General features: G+C 44.8%; 20 protein-coding genes. 12 read left to right on the forward strand and 8 right to left on the reverse strand.

Annotated features, from left to right (window positions below):
- Nucleotides 1-21: 21 nt before the first annotated feature.
- Complete coding sequence (locus QUB26_RS09215) at nucleotides 22-291, reverse strand: hypothetical protein (RefSeq protein ID WP_190663726.1); 270 nt, start codon at nucleotides 289-291, stop codon at nucleotides 22-24.
- Nucleotides 292-512: 221 nt separating this feature from the next.
- Here QUB26_RS09215 and QUB26_RS09220 point away from each other — a divergent pair, with 221 nt between their 5' ends.
- Nucleotides 513-644 (forward strand): hypothetical protein, encoded by a 132-nt coding sequence (locus QUB26_RS09220; RefSeq protein WP_333244782.1) that lies wholly within the window; start codon nucleotides 513-515, stop codon nucleotides 642-644.
- A 31-nt stretch (nucleotides 645-675) separates the two neighbouring features.
- Here the strand turns inward: QUB26_RS09220 and QUB26_RS09225 are convergent, their stop codons facing one another.
- The 4 genes from QUB26_RS09225 to QUB26_RS09240 form a co-directional block, all read right to left on the reverse strand.
- On the reverse strand, nucleotides 676-2,370 hold the full coding sequence (locus QUB26_RS09225) for a calcium-binding protein (protein WP_333317639.1): 1,695 nt from the start codon (nucleotides 2,368-2,370) through the stop codon (nucleotides 676-678).
- A gap of 1 nt (nucleotide 2,371) precedes the next feature.
- Entirely contained in the window at nucleotides 2,372-2,740 is a 369-nt protein-coding gene (locus QUB26_RS09230) for a hypothetical protein (RefSeq protein WP_333244788.1), read from the reverse strand.
- Between the two features lie 240 nt (nucleotides 2,741-2,980).
- On the reverse strand, nucleotides 2,981-4,297 hold the full coding sequence (locus QUB26_RS09235; RefSeq protein WP_333244790.1) for a patatin-like phospholipase family protein: 1,317 nt from the start codon (nucleotides 4,295-4,297) through the stop codon (nucleotides 2,981-2,983).
- A gap of 32 nt (nucleotides 4,298-4,329) precedes the next feature.
- Nucleotides 4,330-4,761 (reverse strand): DUF1036 domain-containing protein, encoded by a 432-nt coding sequence (locus QUB26_RS09240; protein WP_333244793.1) that lies wholly within the window; start codon nucleotides 4,759-4,761, stop codon nucleotides 4,330-4,332.
- A 614-nt stretch (nucleotides 4,762-5,375) separates the two neighbouring features.
- On the opposite strand from QUB26_RS09240, the gene QUB26_RS09245 reads away from it, so the two are divergent.
- Entirely contained in the window at nucleotides 5,376-5,888 is a 513-nt protein-coding gene (locus tag QUB26_RS09245) for a hypothetical protein (RefSeq protein WP_333244796.1), read from the forward strand.
- A 299-nt stretch (nucleotides 5,889-6,187) separates the two neighbouring features.
- On the opposite strand, the gene QUB26_RS09250 is transcribed toward QUB26_RS09245, so the two are convergent.
- A complete protein-coding gene (locus QUB26_RS09250) occupies nucleotides 6,188-6,835 on the reverse strand; it encodes a DUF1036 domain-containing protein (RefSeq protein ID WP_333244798.1) in 648 nt (215 codons plus the stop codon).
- 247 nt (nucleotides 6,836-7,082) lie between these two features.
- On the opposite strand from QUB26_RS09250, the gene QUB26_RS09255 reads away from it, so the two are divergent.
- The 8 genes from QUB26_RS09255 (at nucleotide 7,083) to QUB26_RS09290 (ending at nucleotide 19,876) form a co-directional block, all read left to right on the forward strand.
- Nucleotides 7,083-9,101 carry an NB-ARC domain-containing protein gene (locus tag QUB26_RS09255; RefSeq protein WP_333244801.1) on the forward strand — a complete coding sequence of 673 codons (2,019 nt, stop codon included), beginning with the start codon at nucleotides 7,083-7,085 and terminating at the stop codon, nucleotides 9,099-9,101.
- 1,193 nt (nucleotides 9,102-10,294) lie between these two features.
- Nucleotides 10,295-11,353, forward strand: coding sequence for a photosystem II D2 protein (photosystem q(a) protein) (gene psbD / locus QUB26_RS09260; RefSeq protein ID WP_333055206.1), 1,059 nt, complete (start codon nucleotides 10,295-10,297; stop codon nucleotides 11,351-11,353).
- A 901-nt stretch (nucleotides 11,354-12,254) separates the two neighbouring features.
- Nucleotides 12,255-12,536, forward strand: coding sequence for a 4a-hydroxytetrahydrobiopterin dehydratase (locus tag QUB26_RS09265; protein ID WP_333055205.1), 282 nt, complete (start codon nucleotides 12,255-12,257; stop codon nucleotides 12,534-12,536).
- Nucleotides 12,537-12,677: 141 nt separating this feature from the next.
- On the forward strand, nucleotides 12,678-14,330 hold the full coding sequence (locus tag QUB26_RS09270; RefSeq protein WP_333244553.1) for an HD domain-containing phosphohydrolase: 1,653 nt from the start codon (nucleotides 12,678-12,680) through the stop codon (nucleotides 14,328-14,330).
- A 292-nt stretch (nucleotides 14,331-14,622) separates the two neighbouring features.
- Nucleotides 14,623-16,884, forward strand: a complete 2,262-nt coding sequence (locus QUB26_RS09275) for an iron uptake porin (protein ID WP_333244550.1) — start codon at nucleotides 14,623-14,625, stop codon at nucleotides 16,882-16,884.
- Between the two features lie 401 nt (nucleotides 16,885-17,285).
- Nucleotides 17,286-17,726 carry an RrF2 family transcriptional regulator gene (locus QUB26_RS09280; RefSeq protein ID WP_015176708.1) on the forward strand — a complete coding sequence of 147 codons (441 nt, stop codon included), beginning with the start codon at nucleotides 17,286-17,288 and terminating at the stop codon, nucleotides 17,724-17,726.
- Nucleotides 17,727-17,784: 58 nt separating this feature from the next.
- Nucleotides 17,785-18,747 carry a cysteine synthase A gene (cysK, locus tag QUB26_RS09285; protein ID WP_333244546.1) on the forward strand — a complete coding sequence of 321 codons (963 nt, stop codon included), beginning with the start codon at nucleotides 17,785-17,787 and terminating at the stop codon, nucleotides 18,745-18,747.
- 448 nt (nucleotides 18,748-19,195) lie between these two features.
- A complete protein-coding gene (locus QUB26_RS09290; RefSeq protein ID WP_333244543.1) occupies nucleotides 19,196-19,876 on the forward strand; it encodes a J domain-containing protein in 681 nt (226 codons plus the stop codon).
- A 152-nt stretch (nucleotides 19,877-20,028) separates the two neighbouring features.
- On the opposite strand, the gene QUB26_RS09295 is transcribed toward QUB26_RS09290, so the two are convergent.
- Both QUB26_RS09295 and QUB26_RS09300 read right to left on the reverse strand, forming a co-directional pair.
- Complete coding sequence (locus QUB26_RS09295) at nucleotides 20,029-21,528, reverse strand: cyclic nucleotide-binding domain-containing protein (RefSeq protein WP_333244540.1); 1,500 nt, start codon at nucleotides 21,526-21,528, stop codon at nucleotides 20,029-20,031.
- Nucleotides 21,529-21,709: 181 nt separating this feature from the next.
- Nucleotides 21,710-21,862 carry a hypothetical protein gene (locus tag QUB26_RS09300; protein ID WP_333317641.1) on the reverse strand — a complete coding sequence of 51 codons (153 nt, stop codon included), beginning with the start codon at nucleotides 21,860-21,862 and terminating at the stop codon, nucleotides 21,710-21,712.
- Nucleotides 21,863-21,964: 102 nt separating this feature from the next.
- Between QUB26_RS09300 and QUB26_RS09305 the strand changes: the two genes are divergently transcribed.
- Entirely contained in the window at nucleotides 21,965-22,837 is an 873-nt protein-coding gene (locus tag QUB26_RS09305) for a 6-carboxytetrahydropterin synthase (RefSeq protein WP_333317642.1), read from the forward strand.
- 252 nt (nucleotides 22,838-23,089) lie between these two features.
- Nucleotides 23,090-25,273, forward strand: coding sequence for a tetratricopeptide repeat protein (locus QUB26_RS09310; protein ID WP_333317645.1), 2,184 nt, complete (start codon nucleotides 23,090-23,092; stop codon nucleotides 25,271-25,273).
- Nucleotides 25,274-25,430: the final 157 nt, after the last annotated feature.

Here is a 25,430-nt window from a genome sequence, read left to right on the forward strand (position 1 = left end):
CGGCACCAACACCCCCAGCCCTCATTCTGCTGTCATCGAGACAAAACCAGGGGATCGGCCTGTAGATGACGCCCCCGATTTCTGAGAAACCACCACCCCAGAAATCTCGCTGCTGAGTACAGCCACCTTTTTCTCAGGATTTTTCTCGCAGGTGAGTTCCAAAATTTGCGGTTGGGAGTTGCGAATCGCCGCCAGTACCTGCTGGTAAACAGTCTCAGCGTCTTCCTCCAACTTCCGCTGCACCGACAGCGAGACGGGCGTATTTTTCACAATGATGTCAATGCTGAACATTCGGTTTAAAAAAATTAACTGTAAGATCCCAATTTTAAGTATAGGTGCTGAGGAGCAGAAGAGGATGATGGGATGGAAAAGATGGGGGGGTGGGGAAGATGAGGACAGTCATTCGATTTTAGATTTTAGATTTTAGATTTTGGATTGACTTGCGCGAGATCAATTCGGGGGCTTGAGGATTTTAGATTTTAGATTTTGGATTGATCCCACGGATAAATCACGTGGCGGGTACCACCTTTGAAATTCGTGGTCATGGACGCAACTGGCACACGGTGATGAGTGCGATCGCCCCTCGCACAGGAAGAATACAAGTGCGATCGCCTCATCTCAAACTCAAAGGCGATCGCGATTAATTTCACTCAAATAGAGTGGACAAAGCCCATGCTACAGAATCACAAAAGCATTTGTCGTCAAAGTGCTTTTCGCCACCCCTTGAACGATACCCAAATAACTGGAGCCGAATTTAATTGCTGTAGAATTGACAGCAGATTGTCCATTCAGCGTCAAACTGACATCTTCAAAGGATAGGCCGCCAAATGTACTCCCGTCGGTTAGACCAATTTTGTCCCCAGTCTTGAAGTCTGTAATCACATCTGCATCTGTTAAACTGAGCGCTGCTATCTGTCCCCCAGCTAAGACAAATGTATCGTTTCCATCGCCACCGGTGAGAAAATCTTGATGGCGATCGCCATAGAGAAAGTCATCGCCACCACCACCAGTCAGGCTATCTTTCTCTTTACCGCCCCGGATAGTATCATTGCCTTCTCCTCCGGTAAGAGTATCGTTGTCATTGTTGCCTAATATTTGGTCGTTGCCAGCACCACCTTCAAGGGAATCTGACTCTTTACCGCCGGATAAACTGTCATTACCCGCACCTCCGTCAATTGTATCGGCTCCTTGCATTCCGTTAACTGTATCAGCGCCGCTGGTGCCGATAATTTTATCGCTGCCAGATAGGGCTAAGATTTGTTTGCCAGTAGCAGTCGAGGGCAGTGAGAACAGCAAAATATCATCCTTACTGTCTGAGAGGTTGTAAAACAGGCCCGTAACAGTGTTTGCTGATTGCCCTGTAGGATTACCTGGGCCGGGGGCATTAATTGTTGGTGTTGCGATATCTACAGGTGTACCGAAAATCTGTGGCGATGTTCCCCCATTAGAAATATCTGGCAATGTAGAACCGTCGGGTACTTTTCCACCACTGCGCCCTAGTTGCAGAGTTTCGCCACTCCGAGGGGTTAATGTGACGCTACCTTGAGCAACACTGACCTGTAAACTGTAATCAGCAGCAGAAGCTGTGGAATTGGGAAATGTAGTGTTACTGCTGACGCGGATTCTGTAATCAATACCTGCGCGCGGAACAGTAAGCTGTGAGTTCAAACCGCCGCCGCTGTTATTATCTGAGACAAAAATTTCGGGATTCTTAGGGCTGATGACTGCTACGAAAGGGTCAAAGCCTATTGTTGTACTGCTAAGGGAAATTTTGAGCGGTTCGTTGTCGAGTGATGTACTTACGAGAAATTCATCAGCAAGTGTGTTACCACCTATACCTGGAAAAGTAAAGTCTTTGTTGACATCCAATTTACCAGTTAATGCAACGGTACTGCCCGTTAGAGGGCTGCTAAAGTTGCTACCTCTTGGAACTAAACTGACATTACCATTAGGAACGCTGGCCTGTAAAGTGTAGGGATAAGTAGACAATAGGTCGGTAACAGAATCTACGCTAAAGACGCGCACTTTGTACTTGGTAGTGCCGTCAATTGTCAAAGAATCAGGAATTGTTGAAATGTCAAATATATCACCACTTTGGGAAGGCTGACCAGGCGCAATCAATGAGTTTGTACTAATACCACCCTCATCGTCATTATCAGCAAGAACCTTACCCGTATTGGCATCTATAATTTCTAAGAATGTGTCAAATTTGCTTTGATCTGTAGCGTCAAGAGCAAGTGTGATTCCTTGCCCGATTGCATCTGTATTTAAGTCATATTCATCCAGCCAGGTATAGCCGCCGATATACCTAGCTGGAAACAGAAAGTCATTGTTATCCAACCGACTCGTTTTTGTATCAGAAGTTGTCATTCTAGTTTGCCCTAATGTAATAGTACATTTCGTCATGTCCCACAACCTCATGTGCTGTCTTAGCAGCTTTTCCAACAGGACCAATACAAGAAGATGACCCTATATTAATCCCCCAATTAGCACCTATATTGATTGGCTTGCCATCCCAGCGTAAATTTTGACTACCTGGTTTGATATTCCAAACAGCAAATGCGCGACCGTCACTGTCAGGGTGAGATAATATAACAGTTACAGTTGGATTGGTCTCATTTATAATCAATATTTTACCAATGGGATAACCAACTTTTCCACGGAAAAGTTTTTGGGATGCTGCGGGATCAAACCTTTCCCAGCAAGTCTGACTTTGTGCGGGGAGTGTTTTATAAGTCAAAGCAATAGCTGTGTATAAAATAATGACAGAGGTGACAAGAGTATGGATGCAAACTCTAGTTTTGAATTTCCTAATTCACTTGCCTAAAAAATTAGAAATCAAGGTTTTTATTTGCAGGACATCTTTATCCAGTAAGTTTTTTCAGTGCGTGAGTTACTTCTGTAGGGTGCGCGATTGCCTTTAAACTGAATGTCAACTCAATAGTGGGGAAATACTAGCGTACCCTACGACTCACTCAAGTTAGGCACTCGCAGCCACCAGAGAACCTAAGAAGGAGCGATCTGATGAGGTCAGAGACTCAACAAGCTTAGTCATATCATCCTTGCATTCCTGAGTTTCCAAGAACCTTTCTGCTATCTCAACCAATAAATCGAGATTATCGGGATCAGCACTAAAAGCACTAACATTTTCTTTTAGAAGTGGTTGAAAGCGAAAATATTCACTCTCTCCCTTAAGCAATTGTTTGGCAATATAATCAGTAGCATCAGTTGAACCATCAGAAAATACATCCATCAGAGGGATATTTCTTAGCAAGCTTGTCCAATTAAAGCCACCCCACCCTTTCGCTTCCCGAACTGTAATCCGATTCAAAGTCCAACCGGAACCAAAAGAAGCCACAACAGAAGGAAGAGTCTTAAATTGTGTCCGACATTCTGCGATCGCACAAAGTACAGGGTTATTAGCAACTATACCGCCATCAATCAACGGAATACCGTCATCAGGGACTTTTATGTTTGGTTCTTCCCCTGCTTTTTTCGCCTTTTCTTTAAGAGATTTAAGAAATTCCTCATTCTGGGTAACGTGAGCAGGAAAAGCAACAGGCGCAGCGCAGGAGGCTCTACAAACTTCCCATACTGGCATCGTTTTAAACTCTTCTGCGTTGTTTTTGAAGATTACAGCATCGTGATTATAAACATCGTAGCTTGGGACGATCACTAATTTTGGCAACTCACCAAGTTGCTGACAGCCAAATATATCCTTTAGTACGTCCTCCAGACCTTCGCCGTCATAGACGGGTTGACTCATAAATTTCTTGGTATCTTCCTTACCTCTATGCAAGAGGTTAAAAGTGTCAAATTCACTAAAATCTATCTCTTCATTCAGTAACCGCCAAATTAAACTCCTCAAAGTGTCTTTTAGTGGAGGGAAAATTTGGAGGCCAGTGTACCGGTACAATTCCTTCATTTCCTTGGCTGAAATTCCGTTGGCAATTCCACAGGCTAAGAGACTACCTGTCGAAGTTCCTGCAATGATATCAAAGTAATCTCTTAATTGCCGATCCGGGTTCTTTGCTCTTAGCTGTTTTTCTAGCTCTTCTAGTAAAGCAGCCGTTAAAATACCGCGAATTACACCACCGTCACAAGAAAGAATACGGTAAGAATCTTTTGGGAAATTATTAGTAAACATCTCTTTTCCTTCACTGAGTAATCTGTTGAGGAGACTTTGAACTTTGGCAATGGAGTGAACATTAATTAGAGAGGACGTAGGCAAGATTTGTCTATCAACACTATCGATAGGTAGCGCGTTAATAACGCACACTATTAATGGAGTTTTCACTGAGATATTCTGTACATTTCACTCTGTTAGAGTCACTCAGTGAGAGTGTATGTAAAATTCTTGGCGTTACCTGTGTCTACCTGTTCAAAGCCCTTCCACTCACCATTAGATCCACAGCGTCGATCTGAACTAGCCATTGTAAACTCAGATTCCACGGTACAAAAACGATGATTCCCACCCCACTGTCCTCCACTTTCACTTACACCATAAACATAATAAAACCTGTTTTTGAGCGAAGGATGATAGGTTGTAGCACATTCACCTGATTTGAGCCTGTACCAACCGTGTGAAGTCCAACCCCCGCCTTCAGGATATGCAAAGGCTACCGTAGCTGTTGAACCTGATTTATTACAGACCTTAAACCAAGCCTGTGCTGGTGGAGAAAATGAAAACATACCAACAGCCAATGTAGCTGAACCAAGAACAAATGTTGCAAGAGAAGTGCGAAAATTATTAATTTTCATACCTGTGCCTCCTGGAGGCTCTTAACTGTTTCTAAACACAGCTTAACCTCATAACCTCAGCCCCCACAGTGGGAAAAAGTCATAAAAAGCCAGCACTTTATATGAAGATTTGATAAATACAGTAAAAAAAAGTAAAAATAGTCAGAAAAAGTAATAACGTATGAGAAAAATCACTTAGTCAGCGTTTTAATATCACAGCTCATGACCCTCGAAAAAAGCGATCGCTGTGTTTATAGTCAGAACTTAAGCACAACTAACGCAATTCTGTCATTGCGAGGCTTCCGAAGCAATTCCAAACCTTTGCCACACCATTACAGTGCGTAAATCCTAATAGCGAGCGTGCTAATGCTGAAGTGTTACAAATTATTAAAGTATAATATAGCAATACTCCGGACAGTTTTTGGAACGAGACTACAAGCTTACGCGGGGCAAGAAGCATAAAAAAGTCGAATTAAATGCCTGTCAGGGGTGGAGCTGACATTGATTTAATTATCCACAGTGGCTCAAAGTCAAGCGAGCATAAGCCATTGGGCCATATAAAAACTGTCCGGACTATTGATATAGTATACTAATATAATAACTGTGACATAATTCAACAATTATGAGGTGTAAAAATGTGTGTCGTCAAAATCTTGGAAAAAAATTCCGAGCGAATTTCCTTTAAAGTTGGAAAAAAAGGCAAATTTTCAGTGAGCTTCATCGTCATAATGGTTGTATTAATTTTAGGGTTCTTCCTTTTATTGTTGCCGATGTGGCTCTCTGATATTGGTGGCAATTTATTTTCAATATGTCTCCTGTTGGGAGCCGTCGGTTATGGCTTTTATACGGTTGGTTATACAATTCGGTCTTCATTATGTACTTTCAATTTTAAAACCAATCAAATTGAAGTGTTTCAAGAAAGTCCAGTCAGAAAACATAAAATTAATCAGAGTATTGATAATTTCTTGAACTTCACGATCATAGAGTCATCTTCAGGGAGTGAATATGGAATGATTTCAACATTTTCGGTCTATCTCACCCTTGTATCTAACAAAAATATCTATTTAGGGAGTGGGAGCATTGAAGAAAAACAAATAGACTCTCTAGTGTTGGACGAAATTCAAAACTGGATTGAAAGGAATAAATAGTCTAATTGATGACCAGTGTAAAAAAATGCAAGATAGCCCTCAATAAATTAACCTCAACCTTCATTGACGGTTGAGGATTTCGAGTTATTTGAGGTTGGTAACGATCGCCATACCAATTTCTGCTTCTCGTCTGGAAATCGGATAAAGGTTGAAGCAGAAATGTTCTGTCACCCCGATCTTTGGGACCAAATAGATGCCAAAAATATAATTGGATGATGTCAACACTTGTATAAATTACCTCACCCAATCAAAGCCTCAAACTTGTTTTAAATCAGGAAAGATTTTATGTCATTTTACATCTATTGGTTAATGGTGAAATTTGTATGAGCTTTCATCTGCCAAAAGCTTTCCAAATGCCCCCCTATCTGTTCGCATGAAGATCCTCGTTTAGATTGACCATCAATTGTCAAAGAAAATCTGGAGTGTGGTTCCGCCTCTTCTGTTTGAGAGCTATACGCCTGATTAGAAACACAAAATTCAGCTATACGCTCAAACTGAGCTGGAACCTTAACCCCACTTTTTGAGGTTATCCGTATGTAGATGCTCTTTCCCTTGGTTTGTGTTTCGTAGACAACCTTGGATTCACCTGGATTAACAGACCACCAGCCTTTAGAAACCCAATAAGGGTGGGTCATTACTGCAAGGCTAGATGTGCTTCCACCCCCTGAAGAACTTCTCATAGGAATATACTCTCCATAGGCAACAGACAGAGGTTCATTACTTTGATTGATGAGGGTAAAACTCTCATAAATTTCACTCCTTCTTTGTGGCATTGGAGGATTAATGTTGTTTCGTATAGTCTTCGTTGGAGAGTCCCACTGACGGGGATTACAAGTAATATCAAGAAAACCACACCCGGCTAAGGCTCTATTCGGAAGGTCAAATAAGGGTAATAAAGAACCGAATAAGCCCACAGAAGCTAATACAAATATTTTTCGATTAATCATGACTGTACCTCTCTGAAATAGACGCATCTTGACCTCACAGTTTGCAATTTTCTTCTTGTTCCTGCGAAAATCATTTTATAAACACACAATAACCTTCTCACCTCAACCTCCACAGTGGGAAAAAGTCAGAAAAGGCCAGAAGTTTATATGAAGATTTGATAAATAAAGTAAAAAGAAGTAACAATAGTTAGAAAAAGTGATAGTCTATAAGAGTAATTACTTAGTCACTGTTTTACACTTACAGCTAATGACTCTCGAAGAAGCCTTAGCCATTTTAGACACCCTACTCAAACCAGGCCACTTAAACGACGTTCAAGACCTAGTATTCCGCCAATCTTGGCAAGGAAAGTCTTATCAAAACATGGCGGATACATCAGGATACGATGCCGACTACTTAAAAGATATCGGTTCCCAATTATGGCGAACAATTTCTTTGGCATTGGGAACTCAAGTCACAAAACGCAATATTCACTCAATCCTTGAATCATGTACACGCCCGTCTCCAGATAAAACACCGACAACAACATCACCCCATTTGCCCGATTGTTGGGCTAATTGTCACCTTTGGGAAGCTTTGGGCTTAAAACGTTATCCAGAGGAACAAGCGATCGCCTTCCCAAATCCTTCCTTAGTAACAAAAACCCACCACAATTTATCAGAGGCGATCGACGTTTCTATTTTCTACGGGCGTAGCCAAGAATTAGCTACTCTTAAACATTGGATTTTACAAGATCGTTGCCGCTTAATTACCATTATAGGTATGGAGGGCATTGGTAAAACTGCTTTATCGGTAAAGTTAGCCAAAGAAATTCAAAGTGAATTTGAATTTGTCGTCTGGAAAAGCCTTCGGAATAGTTCACCTTTACCAGAAGAATTAGCTAAACTTATCCAATTTTTTTCAAACGAGCAAAATACCGATTTAACCCAGGTTGTAGGCGAACGTATCTCTCTTCTCATCAAGTATTTACAGGAACATCGGTGTCTGATTATCCTTGATGATTTAGACTTCCTTTTCCAGAGTGGTAGCTATGCAGGTACTTACCGCGAGGGATTCTCTAACTACAGCCAACTTCTGAGACAAATTGCTGAAACCAATCACCAAAGTTGCGTGTTAATTGTCAGCAGAGAAAAAGCGAGAGAAATTGCATCTTTAACCGGAGCAACTTTACCCGTCCGATTCTTGCAACTGCAAGGTTTAGCACCAGTCGCAGCCAAGGAAATCCTCAAACTTAAGTCTTTAATAGGAACCGCTGCTGAAGAAGCGGAACTAATAAAATGCTACCAAGGTAATCCTATAGCTTTAAAAATAGCAGCGAGTTCCATACAAGATTTATTTGCGGGAAATATTCGAGATTTCTTAGAACAAGAAGAAACTATTTTTAATGGCATTCGCCTTTGGTTAGATGAACAATTTAATCGCTTATCTCCGATAGAGAAACAAATTATTTACTGGTTAGCCATTAACCGAGAACCAGTTTTGCCTACAGAACTTCTAAATGATATCGTCCCGCCCGTTTTCCACGCAGAATTATTAGAAAGCTTAGAATCTCTCCAGTGGCGCTCTCTCATTGAAAAAGCCGCAATTCAAGTCCCGGAAAAAAGTATTTTTGGCTTCACTCAGCAGCCATTAATCAGAGATTATATCACAGAAAAAATAATTGAGCAACTCTACCAAGAAATTACTAGAGAAGAATGCAATAGTTCTACATCCTCTTGTTCCTTGTTTCCTTTTCTTCAAAACTATGCTCTGATTAAAGCTACAGCCGAAGAGTCGGTCAGGAAAAATCAAATTAGCGCCATTGTTACGCCTTTAATTTCCCGACTCCTAGTTACCTACAACACCACCGAAAAGTTAGCCGAAAAACTAAATTACATTTTAATCAAATTAGCAGAGCAGGGTGTAGCACCCGGATATGGGGCTGGTAATATCTTCAATTTATTATGTCAACTTCAACTAGATTTAACGGGCGCTGATTTTTCTGATATCACTATTTGGCAAGCAGATATGAGGGGTGTTAATCTGTACCAAGTCAACTTTTCTGGATCTAATTTAGCCAAATCGGTTTTTAGTAGACCCAGAGAAAATAGTCATAATTTAGTTAGAGATGACCGCGAACAAACGATTGAATTTTCAACGGTTGAAATGCAGAAATATGGAAAAAATCTCTCCCATTCAAGAATTTATGAAGGCATGAATATCAAGGGCGTTACAGGTTTAACTCAAGGGCAAAAATCCTTGCTAAAAGCTTTAGGTGCTGTCGAGTAAGCTGTCAAATTATTTAATTTGGCAACTAAAAAGTCCAGATGTTCCGATGTTTATCGTTTAGTTGGTGGGTGATGCTGTGGGGCTAGGCCACCCTAAAGCGCTTGTGACAGTTCCTAAGTCTTGCGGGTTCGTAACCGTTTGTGATAAACCTAGTTAAATCTATAGGATTTAACCTAAAATGATTACAGGTAAAGCCACCGCAAACGCCAAATCGTAAAACGCCCAATCGTAAGCAGTTCTTTACCGAATATGACAGCCAAGACAACATTTTTGTTAAATCATTGAGGCGGATTTTGATTGACAGAGAAAATGGGATGCAAGCCCCGTCCTAAAAGGACGGCTTTATGCTATAGTTTAATTGGTTGAAATCCCCACCTAAGATTGCAGCGATATATACTCATCTTGAGTTGAAACCGGGACTGATCCAGTAATAGGGAAAGACCCAAGGGCAATGGTTAAAATCCAACCTGGAAGCAAAACAAAGTATTGTTAATGTTTTTTAAACAAAACGATACATATAGTCGGGATAGGGCATTGCCACGACTTAAAATGAACATGGAGGCGCTCGTAAGACTACTTCGGTAGCATTGGTCGATGAAGTGTTAAGAATCCTCTCGCCTTTAGGCAGGGGAGTATGTCAAAAAAGTAATTCCCCACTAGGTTGAGGGAATAGGGGGCTTGCCGTTTAGCATCTGGGTGCTAAATTCACTCAAAATGTCGATCGCTAGCAATCTCTAGTTTTTAACCAGCGGTTGCTCAATCATTTTCATGCTCAGCAATTGCCCGATCGCTCAGAAACCCGGATTCTCTCCTACTCGATTGAGAGAGAAACCCGCTTGCTCAATCATTTTCCGGCTTTGAGCAATTGTCCTGAGATCAGAAACCCAGATTCTCTCATACTCGATTGAGAGAGAAACCCGCTTGCTCAATCATTTTCCTGCTTTGAGCGATCGGCCGATCGCTCCGAAACCCAGTTGATCTATTGCCTTGCCCGTCAGAACTACCAACTTACTCAAAACTTAAAATTCGCTCTTGCTATTGTAAAGATTTCCCTTTATAATCATCATCAGCGGTAAAGAAACGTAAATTATATTCACACTCCACTCATTTTATGCTACAGCAGAGCTATGAGGTGGGAAGTTGTGACTAGAGACAGATCCGTTGTAATTATATCCATTTGGAGATTTGCGTAAATGACAATCGCAGTCGGACGCGCCCAGACCGAAAGAGGCATCTTTGATGTACTCGACGACTGGCTCAAACGCGATCGCTTCGTCTTCGTAGGCTGGTCTGGCATCCTGCTATTCCCCTGCGCTTACCTAGCCATCGGTGGCTGGTTAACAGGCACCACCTTCGTCACATCCTGGTACACCCACGGTTTGGCAAGCTCCTACCTCGAAGGAGCCAACTTCCTCACCGTAGCAGTCTCCACCCCAGCCAACAGCCTCGGACACTCCCTGCTGTTCCTCTGGGGCCCCGAAGCACAGTGGGACTTCACCCGCTGGTTCCAACTCGGTGGGCTGTGGACATTCGTCGCCCTCCACGGCGCCTTCGCACTGATCGGCTTTTGCCTGCGTCAGATTGAAATCGCCCGTTTAGTCGGCATCCGTCCCTACAACGCCCTAGCATTCACCGGCCCCATCGCCGTGTTTGTTTCGGTGTTCCTGCTTTACCCCTTGGGTCAATCAGGCTGGTTCTTCGCCCCCAGTTTCGGCGTAGCAGCAATTTTCCGCTTTTTGCTATTCCTGCAAGGCTTCCACAACTGGACGCTCAACCCCTTCCACATGATGGGCGTTGCAGGCATCTTGGGCGGTGCGCTGTTGTGCGCCATCCACGGTGCAACCGTAGAAAACACCTTGTTTGAAGACGGCGAAGGCTCAAACACCTTCCGCGCCTTCAACCCAACTCAGTCAGAAGAAACCTACTCGATGGTTACAGCCAACCGCTTTTGGTCGCAAATCTTCGGAATTGCCTTCTCCAACAAACGCTGGTTGCACTTCTTCATGCTGTTCGTACCTGTCACAGGCTTGTGGATGAGCTCCATTGGCATTGTCGGTTTAGCATTAAACCTGCGCGCCTATGACTTCGTATCACAAGAATTACGCGCTGCTGAAGATCCTGAGTTTGAAACGTTCTACACTAAGAACATTCTGCTTAACGAAGGCATTCGTGCTTGGATGGCTCCGACAGACCAACCTCACGAAAACTTCATCTTCCCTGAAGAAGTTCTGCCTCGCGGTAACGCACTGTAATCAGCGCGAAATATCAAAAATTCCAACTTTTTAAAAGGGTAAGATAAAGCACTTTAGGCTTTACCCTTAATGCTTAAAAAGCTCCTGCCTGGTGGCGGGAGCTTTTTGTTTGCAGGATTCGATCGAATTAGCGCCCTAAAAAAAGTTGATTTTGTACAAAAACCAACTCTGCCTGTAGCTAGAACAACTCGTGTCTATATATGGTGAACTCTCCATCTGGCAAGAAATCGATCGACCTTTCCCAGCCCCCAGAGTGGCCATGCACCTGATAACCGCACAGCCCGGATTCTGAAGAACAACATATCGGCACATGGCTGAAACTACGATCGCCCGCTTGCTGTAGAGATCGATCAAAGAGCTTGCAGCAGCAGTAAATTCCCCCGATCTTGCAAAAATCTCAATTTGCATCCCCCACTTCTAATTCCTTGTGTTATTCTAATAATTGTGAATACTAGAACGATACTCAGAACGCAAGTTCTTCTGGTCACGCTGGCAATGGCTAGCGCACAAATCATCACCTTAAATCTTGTATTTAGGTGATGTGCGTTCCAATATAAAGCCATTTAGCTAAACCTGGAGGTGATGCCCATGATAGAAAGTAGTAAACGCATGGGTCATCAGATTGGAAACTACCGGCTGTGCGCCGGGGCCGCTCACTAGCAGTCAGCCGTCGTCTCCAACGGGAAACGACTTCCACGGGGAACCAGGCTGAGCTAGGGATTCTCCCGGCAGTCAGGTTCTAATCTGAAGACCCGCTAGACCGCTCTCACCTCAAATAGTGTTAAATCTTAAGTATTAAAACTTGAGACTAAACGCTATTGGTGAGAGCGGATAGTTTTTGGTCAGGGTTTCTAAACGTTGGCAGTTAATCTGCCATTGCTAATCCCAAAGAAAAAAAAATATGGCTGAGCTAATTAATAATACTGAAATTCAAGATCGCGTCAGTCAATTGTCAGGCTGGACAATTGAAGGTAAACAACTGCGCTCTACCCGTTTATTTAAAGATTTTATCGAAGCGATCGCCTTTGTAAATAAGTTGGTCGCCCCCTCAGAAGCCGCAGGACATCACCCCGACATAGAAATCTCCTACAACAAAGTTACAGTTAACTTAACAACCCACGATGCCGGAGGCTTAACTGAGAAAGACTTTGCGCTAGCCCAAGAGATTTCTGCGCTAGATTAAAAGAGTGCCAGTTGACCCAACAAGAGTCCCCGCTAGAGAAAAGCTCGCAAATAAAAAATCGACTTGGGGTTAAAATCGGGTGTGAAAAAGTCGAGAGGCCCAACGTTCAATGTATAACAGGCTATTCCCCATCATCCGACCATGATCGTATTTGAAAAGCCAGAGTTCAAGAACGAGTCTGCTGCAGCCGAAAAAACCGATCTGATAGAAAAGCTTTTAGATATTGGCGCTGCTCTGTCGAGCGCCCAAGATTTGGGCGACTTGTTAAACTTAATTTTATCCAAAAGTAGGGAAATTACCTACAGCGATGCTGGCAGCGTTTACTTAGTAGATCACAGCGACGAAACACCTAAGCTGCTGTTCAAGGTAGCCCAAAACGCTTCTAAACCCAGCCTGTCGTTTAAAGAGTTTGCTCTGCCACTGACAGACAAAAGCTTGGCGGGATACGTGGCAATAACAGGTCAAAGTTTGAACCTGTCTGATGCCTACGACTTACCCCCCGGCGTACCCTATCGGCTAGATAGCAGTTTTGACAGGGATATTGATTACCGCACTTGCTCGGTAATGGTACTGCCGATGCAAAACCGACAGGGGGAGACAATAGGTGTACTGCAACTGATCAACCGCAAAACAAAGCCAGATACGGTGCTGACAGCAGACAATGCCTGGGAATCGACGCAGCAGTATTCCGAGTGGGAAGAAAGGATAGTTCGATCGCTCGCTTCTCAAGCAGCAATCTCGATCGAGCGCAATCAACTCCAAGACAGCATAGAACACTTGTTCGAGGGCTTCGTCAAAGCCTCGGTGCAAGTCATAGAAGCCAGAGACCCCTGTACCTACGGCCATTCAGAACGAGTAGCAGCCCTGACAGTACGCCTGTCAGAAGAAGTAAACACCGTCAGCAGCGGACGACTGCGCTCTATTTACTTTAACAACCGCCAAATTCAAGAACTTCGCTACGCCGCCCTGCTGCACGATTTTGGCAAAATAGGAGTGCCCGAAGCAGTTTTGACCAAACAGAAAAAGCTCTACCCCGCACAGCTAGAAATCATTCGCCACCGCTTTGGCTTAGCTCAACGGACGCTGGAAATGGAATGCGTCCAGTCTAAATATAAATACTTGCTGGAGCATTCAGCCTACCGAAAACACCAGATCCAGGAGCCAGAGTGCGCTCACTGCCAGCAAATCGAACAGCTAGACACTAAGCTAGCAGAGGCGAAAACCAGATTAGCAGAATACTGGGAAGTGCTGCTAGAGGCAAACGAGCCTCACATTTTGGCAGCAGAACCCCTAGCTCAACTGCGAGAGATTTCTCGACAAACTTACAGAGATATCGATGGGGCAAAGAAACCCCTGCTGAACCCAGACGAGATATTGCAACTGATGGTGTCGAGGGGCAACCTGACGCCGGAAGAACGCTCGGCAATAGAATTTCACGTAACTCACACTTACGAGTTTCTGAAACAAATTCCTTGGACAAAAGATTTAAAAAATGTTCCAGACATTGCCTACGGACATCACGAAAAACTCGACGGCACAGGCTATCCGCGAGGTTTAAACAAGTCAGAAATTCCAATTCAAGCACAATTGATGACGATCGCGGATATTTACGACGCCCTGACAGCAGGCGATCGCCCCTACAAGCGAGCTCTGCGAACAGAGGCAGCGATGAAAATTTTGCGGCAAGAAGCAGCTCACAATAAAATCAACGCTGATTTGTTAGAATTGTTCGATCACCGCCAAGTCTTTAGCGTTCTGGGACACAGCTTGGATGTTAAAGTCGAATCAGCCTAGACGAGTCGGGCGTGCTGTGCTAAAAAGTAAATAGGCAATCGGGTGCTGTCTAGTGTCATCCGTCAAATCAATCCACAGCCCAATCATGGCATGGTTTTGACGCCGTTGAGTAAAGGTTTAAAAACAGGCTTTCTGCAGCCGTCAGTCACATCTATATACTCAGTCAGCCCAAAAGAATCAAAAGAAAAAGTGAATTTTAGGTCTCTTTTTAGAGTATGCTAGTTGAGCAACGACTGACCACATAGAAGACTAGAAAAGTTTCTCTGTAATCGGTGTGAGGATGAGAGTGAATATGTCGAAATTTTTGTGGAGTTACTTACTAATCAGCCCAGCAGTCTTAGGAGCTACCCTAGTAGTTTCTTCGAGCGCGATGGCAGCAGACGCTCAGCAGGCTGCTGATGCGCTCAATCCCGCTGCAGCCAAAGCAGAAACCGCTGAAACCTCCGAAGCGAAACTAAATGCTTTAGCTGCTGTTTCCGAAACAACTGCAGAAACCGCTGAAACCTCCGAAGCGAAACTAAATGCTTTAGCTGCTGTTTCCGAAACAACTGCAGCCTCCGAGCCAGTAGAAGAAATTTCCCAAGTCGCTGGCAGCGAAACCCAGGCAGCGATGGCAGATTTGGCCACGCCTACAACTGAAAGTGCGATCGTCGGAGCCAACACAGCCCCTGCTGAGGTAGAACCCCAAGCGGCATCACAACCTACAAGTGAATCTTTAGCCGCAGTTGAGCAAACAGTAGCTCAACCAGTAGAAAATTCTGCCCCGGCAGCCCAACTAGAAATTCCAGCCCCGGCAGCTACCGCTCTCCCAGAGCAAATCGGTGCAGTTCAATTAGAAACTCCAGCCCCGGCAGTGGCAGAGTCGGCAGAACAAAGTTTGCCACAACCGGCTGAATCTTTAGCTCAAACTGTCGCACCACAAGAGCAAAACCCAGCCGCCACATTAGAACAGCTCAACGAGTACAGCAGCGAAGGTGCTGCCGGGGGCGAAACTCAAGGTCAAGTTACCTCTGTTTCCCAACTCTCCGACGTGCGGCCCACAGACTGGGCATTCCAAGCACTGCAATCCCTAGTCGAGCGCTACGGCTGTATTGCCGGTTATCCCGACGGAACTTTCCGCGGCAACCGGGCCATGACTCGCTACGAATTCGCAGCCGGTTTAAATGCTTGCTTAGACAAGGTAAGCGAGCTAATTAGAGGTGGCACTGGCAACTTCGCTACGAGAGATGACTTGGCAGCCCTCCAACGGCTCCAAGAAGAATTTGCAGCGGAACTGGCAACCCTGCGCGGTCGCGTCGATGCTTTGGAATCTCGGACAGCCGAACTCGAAGCCAACCAATTCTCCACCACTACAAAGCTGACTGGGGAAGCAATTTTTGCTCTCAGCGACGACTTTAGTAGCGACGTTAGCGTTTTTGGCAGAGACGGCGAAAGAATCGGCAGCAACAATAACGAAGCTGTCTTCCAACAACGGGTGCGTCTCAATTTAAACACTAGCTTCACCGGCAGAGACTTGCTGCTGACCAGGCTTCAAGTCGGCAACGGTCAAAGATTTAACCTTGGGGCTACCAGCGAAGGCACTCAAACTTGGAATTTTGTCGGCAGAACCGACAACGTTGTTGCCCTCGACACCTTGCTGTACAAGTTCCCCGTCGGTCAGCGACTGAACGTTAGCCTGATAGCTAACGCTGGCGTTTGGGACGACATTATGCCGACTGTCAACCCTTATTTTGAAGACTTTGACGGCGGTAACGGGTCATTGAGCACCTTTGGGCAGCGGAACCCGATTTATCGTTTGGGCGGTGGCGCAGGTATCGGCTTTGACTATGCCTTCGGTGGCAGGGGCTTGCTGGGCGGCGTGTTCGGCCCGACTTCTCTGTCCTTCGGTTATTTGGCGTCAAATGCAGCCAGTCCGGCTAGGGGTGCAGGCTTGACGAACGGCGACTACGCGGCGATGGGTCAGTTGACTTTTACCCCCGGACGCAACTTGCAAGTTGCATTCAACTACAACCACGGTTACTTTAGCAGAGGTAACTTTGGGTTTGACAATGCTTTATCGAATGGGCCAGGCAGTCTCGGCGGTTTCACCGGTACCGGCGTGGCTAATTCTCTCAACGGTTTGAGCGAAGGCTTTGACGGCTTCAATGCTCGCAAAGTTGTCAGCAACTCCTACGGTGCTCAGGCTTCGTTGCGGCTGAGCCCGAGGTTTATCCTTGGTGGCTGGGCTGGTTTAACCAATGCCCGCATTATCGGCATCGGCGATGCGAGAATCTGGAACTACGCTGTTACCTTGGCTTTGCCTGATTTAGGGAAAGAAGGCAACTTGCTAGGGTTCGTGGTAGGTCGTGAGCCTTACTTGGATAAACTTGAAGCTGCAAGCAGTTTGCGGAGCTTCCGCAACGATGATTCCTATCACGTTGAAGGGTTCTACAAGTTTCAGCTCTCGGACAACATTTCTGTTACTCCGGGCGTGATTTGGGTGACAAATCCTAATCAAGATGACCGTAATGATGACATCATCATTGGTACTCTGAGAACTACTTTCACGTTCTAAGAGCGGGTTAGAGGAGGCAGGGAGGTTATAACATAACCTCTCTGCTGGCCACTCTAAAGGCCAAGTTTAGCCCTGCCTAGCGCAGGGCTTTTTTGTTTGCGGCCGGAAGGGGGCGCCAAGAATATATTAAAAATTAAAAATTATCAGTCATAGAGGCAGACAACCAGGTTTCTTGAGGTAAGGCTGTGGTGGAAGCGGAGGGAGCCAAAACGAGAAACTGGGTTTGTTGGGTTCAGATTGCCGATCGCGTTCCAACGATCAAGTGATGAAAGTCGATTAAGTTCAGTGGAAAACCGGGGTATAATAAAAAGTAAAGTTAGGAGTTAGAATTTGGAACTCAACATTGAGGAGAATTTTAAAATCTGACTTCGGAGTTGATAATTCTGGTATTGGAAGCAATTATGGTAGAACTCTCCTGTAAAAGCGAATACGCAATCTTAGCTTTGCTGGAGCTTGCCGATTGCTACGATGAAGGCGAGCCTCTGCAAATTCGCCAGATAGCGGCTCAGCAAAATATTCCCGATCGATATTTAGAGCAGTTGCTGGCTACCATGAGACGCTGCGGGCTGATTCGTAGCCAGCGAGGAGCTAAGGGAGGTTATATCTTGGCGAGGGAACCGTGGAAAATTACACTCCTAGAAATTATCAACTGTCTCGAAGGCTCAGAGTTCGATCGCTCTGAAAAAGACTCGCCCGCTCAAACTGTAGAAAGTGCGGTGATTTGGGAAGTTTGGCAAGAAGCTCGATCGATTGCCAACTCAGTTTTGCAAAAATATACGCTACAGGATCTGTGCGAAAAGCGCAATGGCAGACGGCAGCTCGATATCATGTATTACATCTAGTTAAAATATTGCCAACTAGGAATTAACATTTACTTTCAACCACAAACTGACAAAGATTATGCGTATTGCTGGCGACATTACAGAATTGGTAGGGCGGACGCCCTTGGTGCAACTCAACCGCATTCCCCAAGCCGAAGGCTGCGTGGCTCGGATTGTGGTAAAACTCGAAGGCATGAATCCGGCAGCATCGGTGAAAGACCGGATCGGTGTGAATATGGTCAATCAAGCCGAGGCCGAAGGGCTGATTGCTCCGGGAAAAACGGTTTTGGTAGAACCGACTTCTGGCAATACCGGAATTGCTTTAGCAATGGTGGCGGCGGCTAAGGGCTACCAGTTGATTTTGACCATGCCGGATACGATGAGCACGGAACGCCGATCGATGTTGCGCGCTTACGGGGCCCAACTAGAACTGACTCCCGGAATTGAGGGCATGAGCGGCTGCATCCGTCGCGCTCAAGAGATTGTGGACAAAACTCCCAATGCCTATATGTTGCAGCAGTTTCGGAATCCAGCGAACCCCCAGGTTCACCGTTCGACAACGGCTGAGGAAATTTGGGAAGATACAGACGGCGAAGTGGATTTCCTGATTTCTGGGGTTGGGACTGGCGGTACGATTACGGGTATCTCGGAGGTGATTAAGTCCCGGAAACCCGAGTTTAAGGCGATCGCAGTTGAGCCGGCCAACAGTCAGATACTGTCGGGCGGAAAGCCTGGGCCTCACAAAATTCAAGGTATCGGTGCTGGTTTTGTGCCGCCGGTGCTGAATGTGGATTCGATCGACGAAATTATAGTTGTTACCGATGACGAGGCGATCGCCTATGGCCGTCGATTAGCCAGAGAAGAAGGACTTTTGTCGGGTATTTCCAGCGGTGCGGCACTATGTGCGGCGGTGAAAGTCGGCAAGCGTCCCGAAAATGCAGGGAAATTGATTGTGATGATTCAGCCTAGCTTCGGCGAACGCTATCTCAGCACTCCTTTGTTCCAAGATCCAGAACTCAATCTGGCGATGGCCCTTAACTAGGCTAGCCTCCGGCCCAAGTCGCAGAAATAGAGAGCAGGGCGTAGACTGTACGCTCTGCTTGGCTTTTGAGTAGATTAAAGAATGGCGATAGATTGTAGCTTTCTCGATCGCCAATGATGCCGAATTTCTGAAGGCGCTTTTTTTTGAACCGCTTTCGGCGTGTTAGCGAAGCGGGCGCTGACCGCTATTGTGGCGAAGGAAGAGAAAAGAAAAGAAGGAGCTAACTGTTGGCGGGAGCAGCGCTATATGAGTTCCCAAGGTCGATCGATTTGCCCCCTCAAAAGCCTCAATGTTTTTCTAAAATAGATTTATGATAAGTTGAAAACTGAGGTTTTTTACTGACAATTTTTGACATTTATATCAGATAAATACTTAAAAATTTAGCAAAAAATGATATTTTTGTCAAGCACTTTTTACCCGATTATCTAGATTTCAAGGAAATAACAGCGTGTCTTCCGTTATCAATCACTACAAAACCCTAAAAATTAGCCCAACCGCAACACAAGCCGAGATTAAACAAGCATACCGCCGTTTAGTCAAATTATTTCATCCAGACAGCCGCAGCGACATAGCGGGTCACGAAGAGATTGTCCGCCTCAATGCAGCCTATGAAATATTAGGAGACCCCCAGCACAGACAATCTTACGATCGCCAACTTTCCGAGCAAACCGAACAGCAATCACCCAGCGCACCAAACGTCAGCCGCCAGCAAAAACAAACAGCAAGGGAGGCGGATGAACTAATGGAACAGTGGCTGATTAAAGTATACAAACCCGTCAATAGAATGCTGAACAGCATCTTGAAACCACTTAAAAAGGAAATAGACGAATTGTCAGCAGATCCGTTTGATGACGAACTGATAGAAAAGTTTCAACTTTATATCGAAACCAGCCGCGAGTTTCTCAAAAAAGCTCATAACTTTTTTACATCCATGCCTAATCCATCTAATGTAGCCGGAGTTGCGGCCCATCTCTACTACTGTATCAATCAAGTCGGAGACGGCATAGAAGAATTGTATTTATTTACCCTCAATTATGACGATCGCCACTTGCACACCGGTCAAGAACTGTTTAGAATTGCCGCTAGACTGCGGCGGGAAGCGCAGGAGGAATTAAAAATTAAAGTTTAATAAAAGCAGATTGTTCCCTCTTCCCTCTTCCTTCTTCCTTCTATCCTTTACATCCGTTACATCCGTTACAAAATCCGTTGCCGAACTTCCCTCTTCCTTCTTCCTTCTATCCTTTACATCCCGTACATTGCTCGTTGCCGAACTTCCCTCTTTCAAATTCCAAAAAGAACTTGAATGCGCTTGCGAATTTTAATAAAAGGAGTTTGTCCCAGAGAGTCGCCATCCAACAATCCCAAGTCTCTCAAAGCTTGCTGGCGTTCCGACAATTTTTGAGCAATCTGATCGGCTAAATTGGGTTGTTCTCTTAAAAGTTTTTGCAAATCGTGACGTTCCACCACAAACAAAATTGCATCTTCGCTAGTTTTAACAGTCGCCGTTCTCGGAGTACCCAACAGCAAAGATATTTCCCCAAAAAACTCGCCCTCATGAAGCGTAGCAATATACTGACCTGCTTTTTGAGAAAGAACTTCTACAGTACCCGAAAGAATAATATAAAAAGAATCGCCAGGGTCATTTTCCTTACATACAACCTGTCCCGCTGGAAACAGTTGTCGGTAGCCATATTCAATTAACTGCCGCAGTTCTAAATCCGTACACTGTTCAAAATAAGTTACTCGCCGCAACAAATCTCGCAGCGTCCAATTATTAGGGGATTTAGGTACGGAATTTTTAGGTTCAGAAAGTGTGGAATTAGATTTTAAATCTGCTGAATATTTGGTATTATGCGGAAATACTTTGCCGTTGGAATTCTCGTCTTTGTTATTGTGAAAAAAATGAGTTAACTCTTGCGGATTTCGCAGCCACAAATCCCGCTGTGGAAAAGGGATTTCGATATTTCGGTGGCGAAACTCGTAATCTATTAAAAAATTTACTGCACTTTTAATAGCATCGCTTTCCTGTGGCTGGTCAATCCAAACTAAAAGTTCAAAATTTAAAGCGTTATCTCCAAAACCGCGAAACCATACTTTAGGAGAAGGATGGGACAAGACATTCGATTCCATCCGCGCCGCAATTAATAGTGCTTCCGTAACTATTACTGGGTCAGATCCGTAAGCAACGCCGACGGGGATGTGGAGGCGACATCTGGGGTCTCTGTAACTCCAGTTAATAATGTTAGTTTCGACAAATTTAATATTTGGTATAATCACAAATAGTCCGTCAATTGTTTTGATAATTGTAGAGCGGATTGAAATAGTTTCTACTGTTCCTAATAAATTGTCTATTTCAATAAAATCTCCGACTCTAATTTGGTGTTCAAATAGCAGGGTGAGACCGCTGATAAAGTTGCTGGCTAGATTTTGCAAGCCGAAGCCGAAACCAATACCGACAACCCCAGCTAAGACGGTGAGAGAAGTGAGGTTGAGGCCGGCACCTTGCAGGACAAATATACAGCCAAGGGTTGCTAAAATATAGCTAATTATAGTGGAAATTGCTTCTCGACTGCCGCGATCCAATCCCATCCGAACTAGCAAACTGCGCTTGATTCCTTCACTAATAATCTTAGCTATAATCAAGGCAAATATAGCTAAGATTATGAGTTTGACGATCGCACTGATGGACAGATGAGTGTCCCCGATATAGAAGAGTGGGGTTGTCATCGCACCCGAAAAATGTTCAAAAAAGCGATCGGCTCGTGCAGTAATCGAATTCATTAATATTGGGTAATGGGTAATTGGTGATTAGTTTTGAGCGCAACTGAACCGCAAACTGCTAACTATTGCAGAGCTTAGGCGAAAAACTCCAACTGTGGAGTGTCCTGTGTGGCAAAAAGGTCGATTCCCTACCCTTCGGGAACGCTTCGCGAACCGGATATATCCGCACGCGCGTACTTTCTCAAATGCTCGTAACTGATGAGTTAGCAAATGATGGCGAAAAACTATTTTGTAGCGGTATTTTCGGCCGGATATCTGTGTTGTGGTGTAAAATGGGCCCGGCGGCTCGATCGGCGACGTGTTGCCAATATTTGGAAAATTGGTAGAAATTCATTTACAGCACCCTCTAATAATCGAAAAATTCCAGCAAAAATTAGTTTATCCTTAAGAAGCGAGTCCTTTACAGAACTTAACAAACTTACCCTACTTGACTTTTATGCAGTGCATCATCAATCGTCGGGCACAGTTTTCGGCGAGTCACCGGTACTGGCTGCCGGAGTTAAGCGAAGCCGAGAACTTTGAACGGTTTGGCCCAACTGCTCGCGCACCGGGACACGGACACAATTACGTCCTTTACGTTTCCATGATAGGAAAACTCGACGAGTACGGCATGGTGCTCAACCTGTCTGATGTCAAGCACGTCATCAAACGGGAAGTTACCAAGGATCTCGATTTTTCCTTTCTCAACGAAGCGTGGCCGGAATTTGAGCAGACTCTGCCAACTACTGAAAACATAGCACGGCAAATTTGGCTGCGGCTAGCCCCTCATTTACCTCTGAGCAAAATTCAATTGTTTGAACATCCCGAACTTTGGGCTGAATATTTAGGAAACGGAATGGAAGCTTATTTAACTTTGTCCACTCATTTTAGCGCGGCCCATCGGTTGGCTCGTCCCGATTTGAGCTTTGAAGAAAACTCGGAAATTTACGGCAAATGTGCTCGTCCCAACGGTCACGGTCACAATTATCATTTAGAGGTGACTGTTAAAGGGGAAATTGATGCGCGGACTGGCATGATTGCTGATTTGGGAGCTTTGCAAAAAGCCATTGACGATTATGTTGTTGAACCTTTCGATCACACTTTTTTAAATAAGGATATTGCTTATTTTGAGAATGTTGTGCCGACTGCGGAGAATATTGCTGTTCGGATCGGGCAATTATTGCGATCGCCCATTCGGGAATTGGGCGCCGAGTTGCACAAGATTAAGCTGATTGAAAGTCCGAATAATAGCTGTGAAATTTTCGGTGCTGATTTAGAGGAAGTGGCGGCACAAAGTCAGCAGCCGGAAGCGGTTTTAGCTAAGGTTTAGATTTAAAAATCGCATCGTTTGGGGCGGGTTCACCCGGATCTTTGGCTAATTGTGCAGATTGGTGAAGCCCGCCCTACCAGCCTAATGATGATTCCGAGAGTTTTTCAACCGGATTAGGCGCGAGAATATATTTTTGGACAAAAGTTCCACAGCCAGAATTATTGGCAGTTTTCCTGAAAAGTCAGGCTGCGCGCGTATTTTGGAGATAGTAAGTCAGCATTCCTCTAGTCAGCTATTCTAACTGCTGAGAGTATGAGGTCGATCGCCCGATCGCTGACAACCAAGCACCAATTTCTCCTAAATGTAAATGAGTTGACGTTTATGCGCGTCTCTAATCTAGCTCTCTTGACTCTGGCTGCCCTCGCATCCCACAATTTAACTGCTAATACTAGCGCCAATCCTGCTGCACATCCTATTTCTCCTGAGACACCGCAGGCTAGCAACTTTGTTGATGCCGTAAATAATACTGAATCGCGTCCGGCTGAGTCAATTAGCGAGCCTGAGACGATCGCCCACGAACAATTTTCCCCAAATACTACCGTATCCCGTCGGGCTGAGTCAATTAGCGAGCCTGAGACGATCGCTCACGAACAATTTTCCCCGCGAATTGCTGTAAAATCGCCGACAGGTTTGCTCGTAGCGGCCGCTCAACCGGATGTATCTGCTAGTGCAAAAACCAAGGCGAATCCTCCGGCTGCATCCGGCGATGAACTAACAAAATCTTTACAAGAAACCTGGCTAGCTAAATTAATCGAAACCGGGGCTGAAAGCAATCCTCAAGTTCGCGAGGTTTTCGCTTTTATCTCCCCGTCTAGTGGCAGTGCTGAATCTGGATATGGTTTTAATAGTACCATAACTCTGCTCAATATTTTACTAATTCTTGGTACTGTATTTCCACCGGTGACAATTGCATTTTTTTGGATGATGCGACGGCTGATAATCAAACAGTTGGTGGCTGATGCCAATAAACGATTGCAGGGTATTGGTGTATTGGAATCAGAACTCATAAATTCTAGCCAATTGAATCAAAAGTTGAGGGATGAATTAGCCGCGCAAATGGGTGCAGCTAAACAATCCATTGATTTTTTAACTAGAGAAACTGAACTTTCCAAATCTTCGGTGGAGCAAATTGAGACTCTCAAATCTCAATTTATTATGCACCTGCAAGTTTTGCTGAGAGAAGTTGACGATAAAAAATCTCAAATTGTTCAAGAAATTGCCCAAGTTCCCGCAGTTGTTGCCAAAGAAGCTCTCAAAGTCGCACATCAACCGGCTTTAAACAATTCCCAAAATTCGCAAACAGCGCCGGCTAGCAACGAAAATTTGATTGCTGACGATTATATCAAGCAAGCCGAAGGGCTTTATTTTCAAGGCAATTATGATGAAGCATTAGTCTGTTTGGAAAAAGCTGTTTTAGCGAATAAATTTTTGCATGAGGCTTGGTATTGGCGCGGAAATGTGTTAATAAAATTGCAGCGCCCGGAAGAAGCACTCGCCTGTTACGACCAATCAATATCTATTAAACCGGATAACTACGAAGCATGGTATAATAAAGCGCATTTGCTAGCAAAATTGCAGAAGTACGAAGAGGCGATCGTCTGTTACGAGCGAGCAAGTTCGAGCGAATCCCGAAAATACGCTTGTTGGCACAGTATAGCGGCTTTGTTGGGTCAATTGCAGCATTACGAAGAAGCGATCGCCAGTTACGATCGCGCCCTCGCTATCAAAGCAACCGACAGCGAAATTTGGCACAACCGAGGTGCGATGCTGGGCAAAGTACAGCAGCACGCAGCAGCAGTCGATTCTTACGATCGCGCTCTTGAACTCAATCCGAAGAGATACGAAACTTGGTACAATCGAGGCAATATGCTGTGGAGACTGCTCCGCTACAGCGATGCTATTGATTCTTACGATCGGGCGATCGGCATCCGATCCGATAAATACGAAGTTTGGTACAATAGAGCTGCTGTGCTCGGAAAATTGCAGCGATATCAAGAATCGATCGAATCCTACGACAAAGCAATCGCCCTTAAACCGCAGGATTTTGAAGTGTGGCACAACCGAGGCGTAGCTTTCGAGAAACTCTCGCAGCACGAAGCAGCAATTGCCTCTTACGAATCAGCAATTACCCTTAATTCAGAGTGTTACGAAGCTTGGTTTGGTAAAGGCGAATCATTGGCAAAATTGCAGCGCAATGAAGAAGCGATCGCAGCTTATGAGAAAGCGATTGCTATTAAGCCAGACTCCTACGATGCTTGGCACCACTTGGGCACAGCTTTGTCAGAATTAAAGCGCTATGAGGAAGCAATGGCAGCTTACGATCGAGCTATTGCCATCAAACCCGAAAATGCCGAAGCTTGGCGCGATCGAGGCGCAATTGTATCAGAATTAAAGCAGGATACAGACAAAATTGAATCGGGTGAAAAAGAGACTTAAATAGTCCTGGACGCACGGGTGGTCAGAAACCGGGTTTTTTGCGAAAATACTGCATCCCGACCTTTAAAACTGGTAAAAACCCGGTTTCTTTGGTATTTATGCGTCCACGACTATTAAATTCAGTCCCAATCCGGTTGTTCAAAATTTATAGGTGCAT

It is taken from the genome of Microcoleus sp. B4-C1 (genome assembly GCF_036705285.1).
In the GTDB taxonomy this organism is placed as follows: Bacteria; Cyanobacteriota; Cyanobacteriia; order Cyanobacteriales; family Microcoleaceae; genus Microcoleus.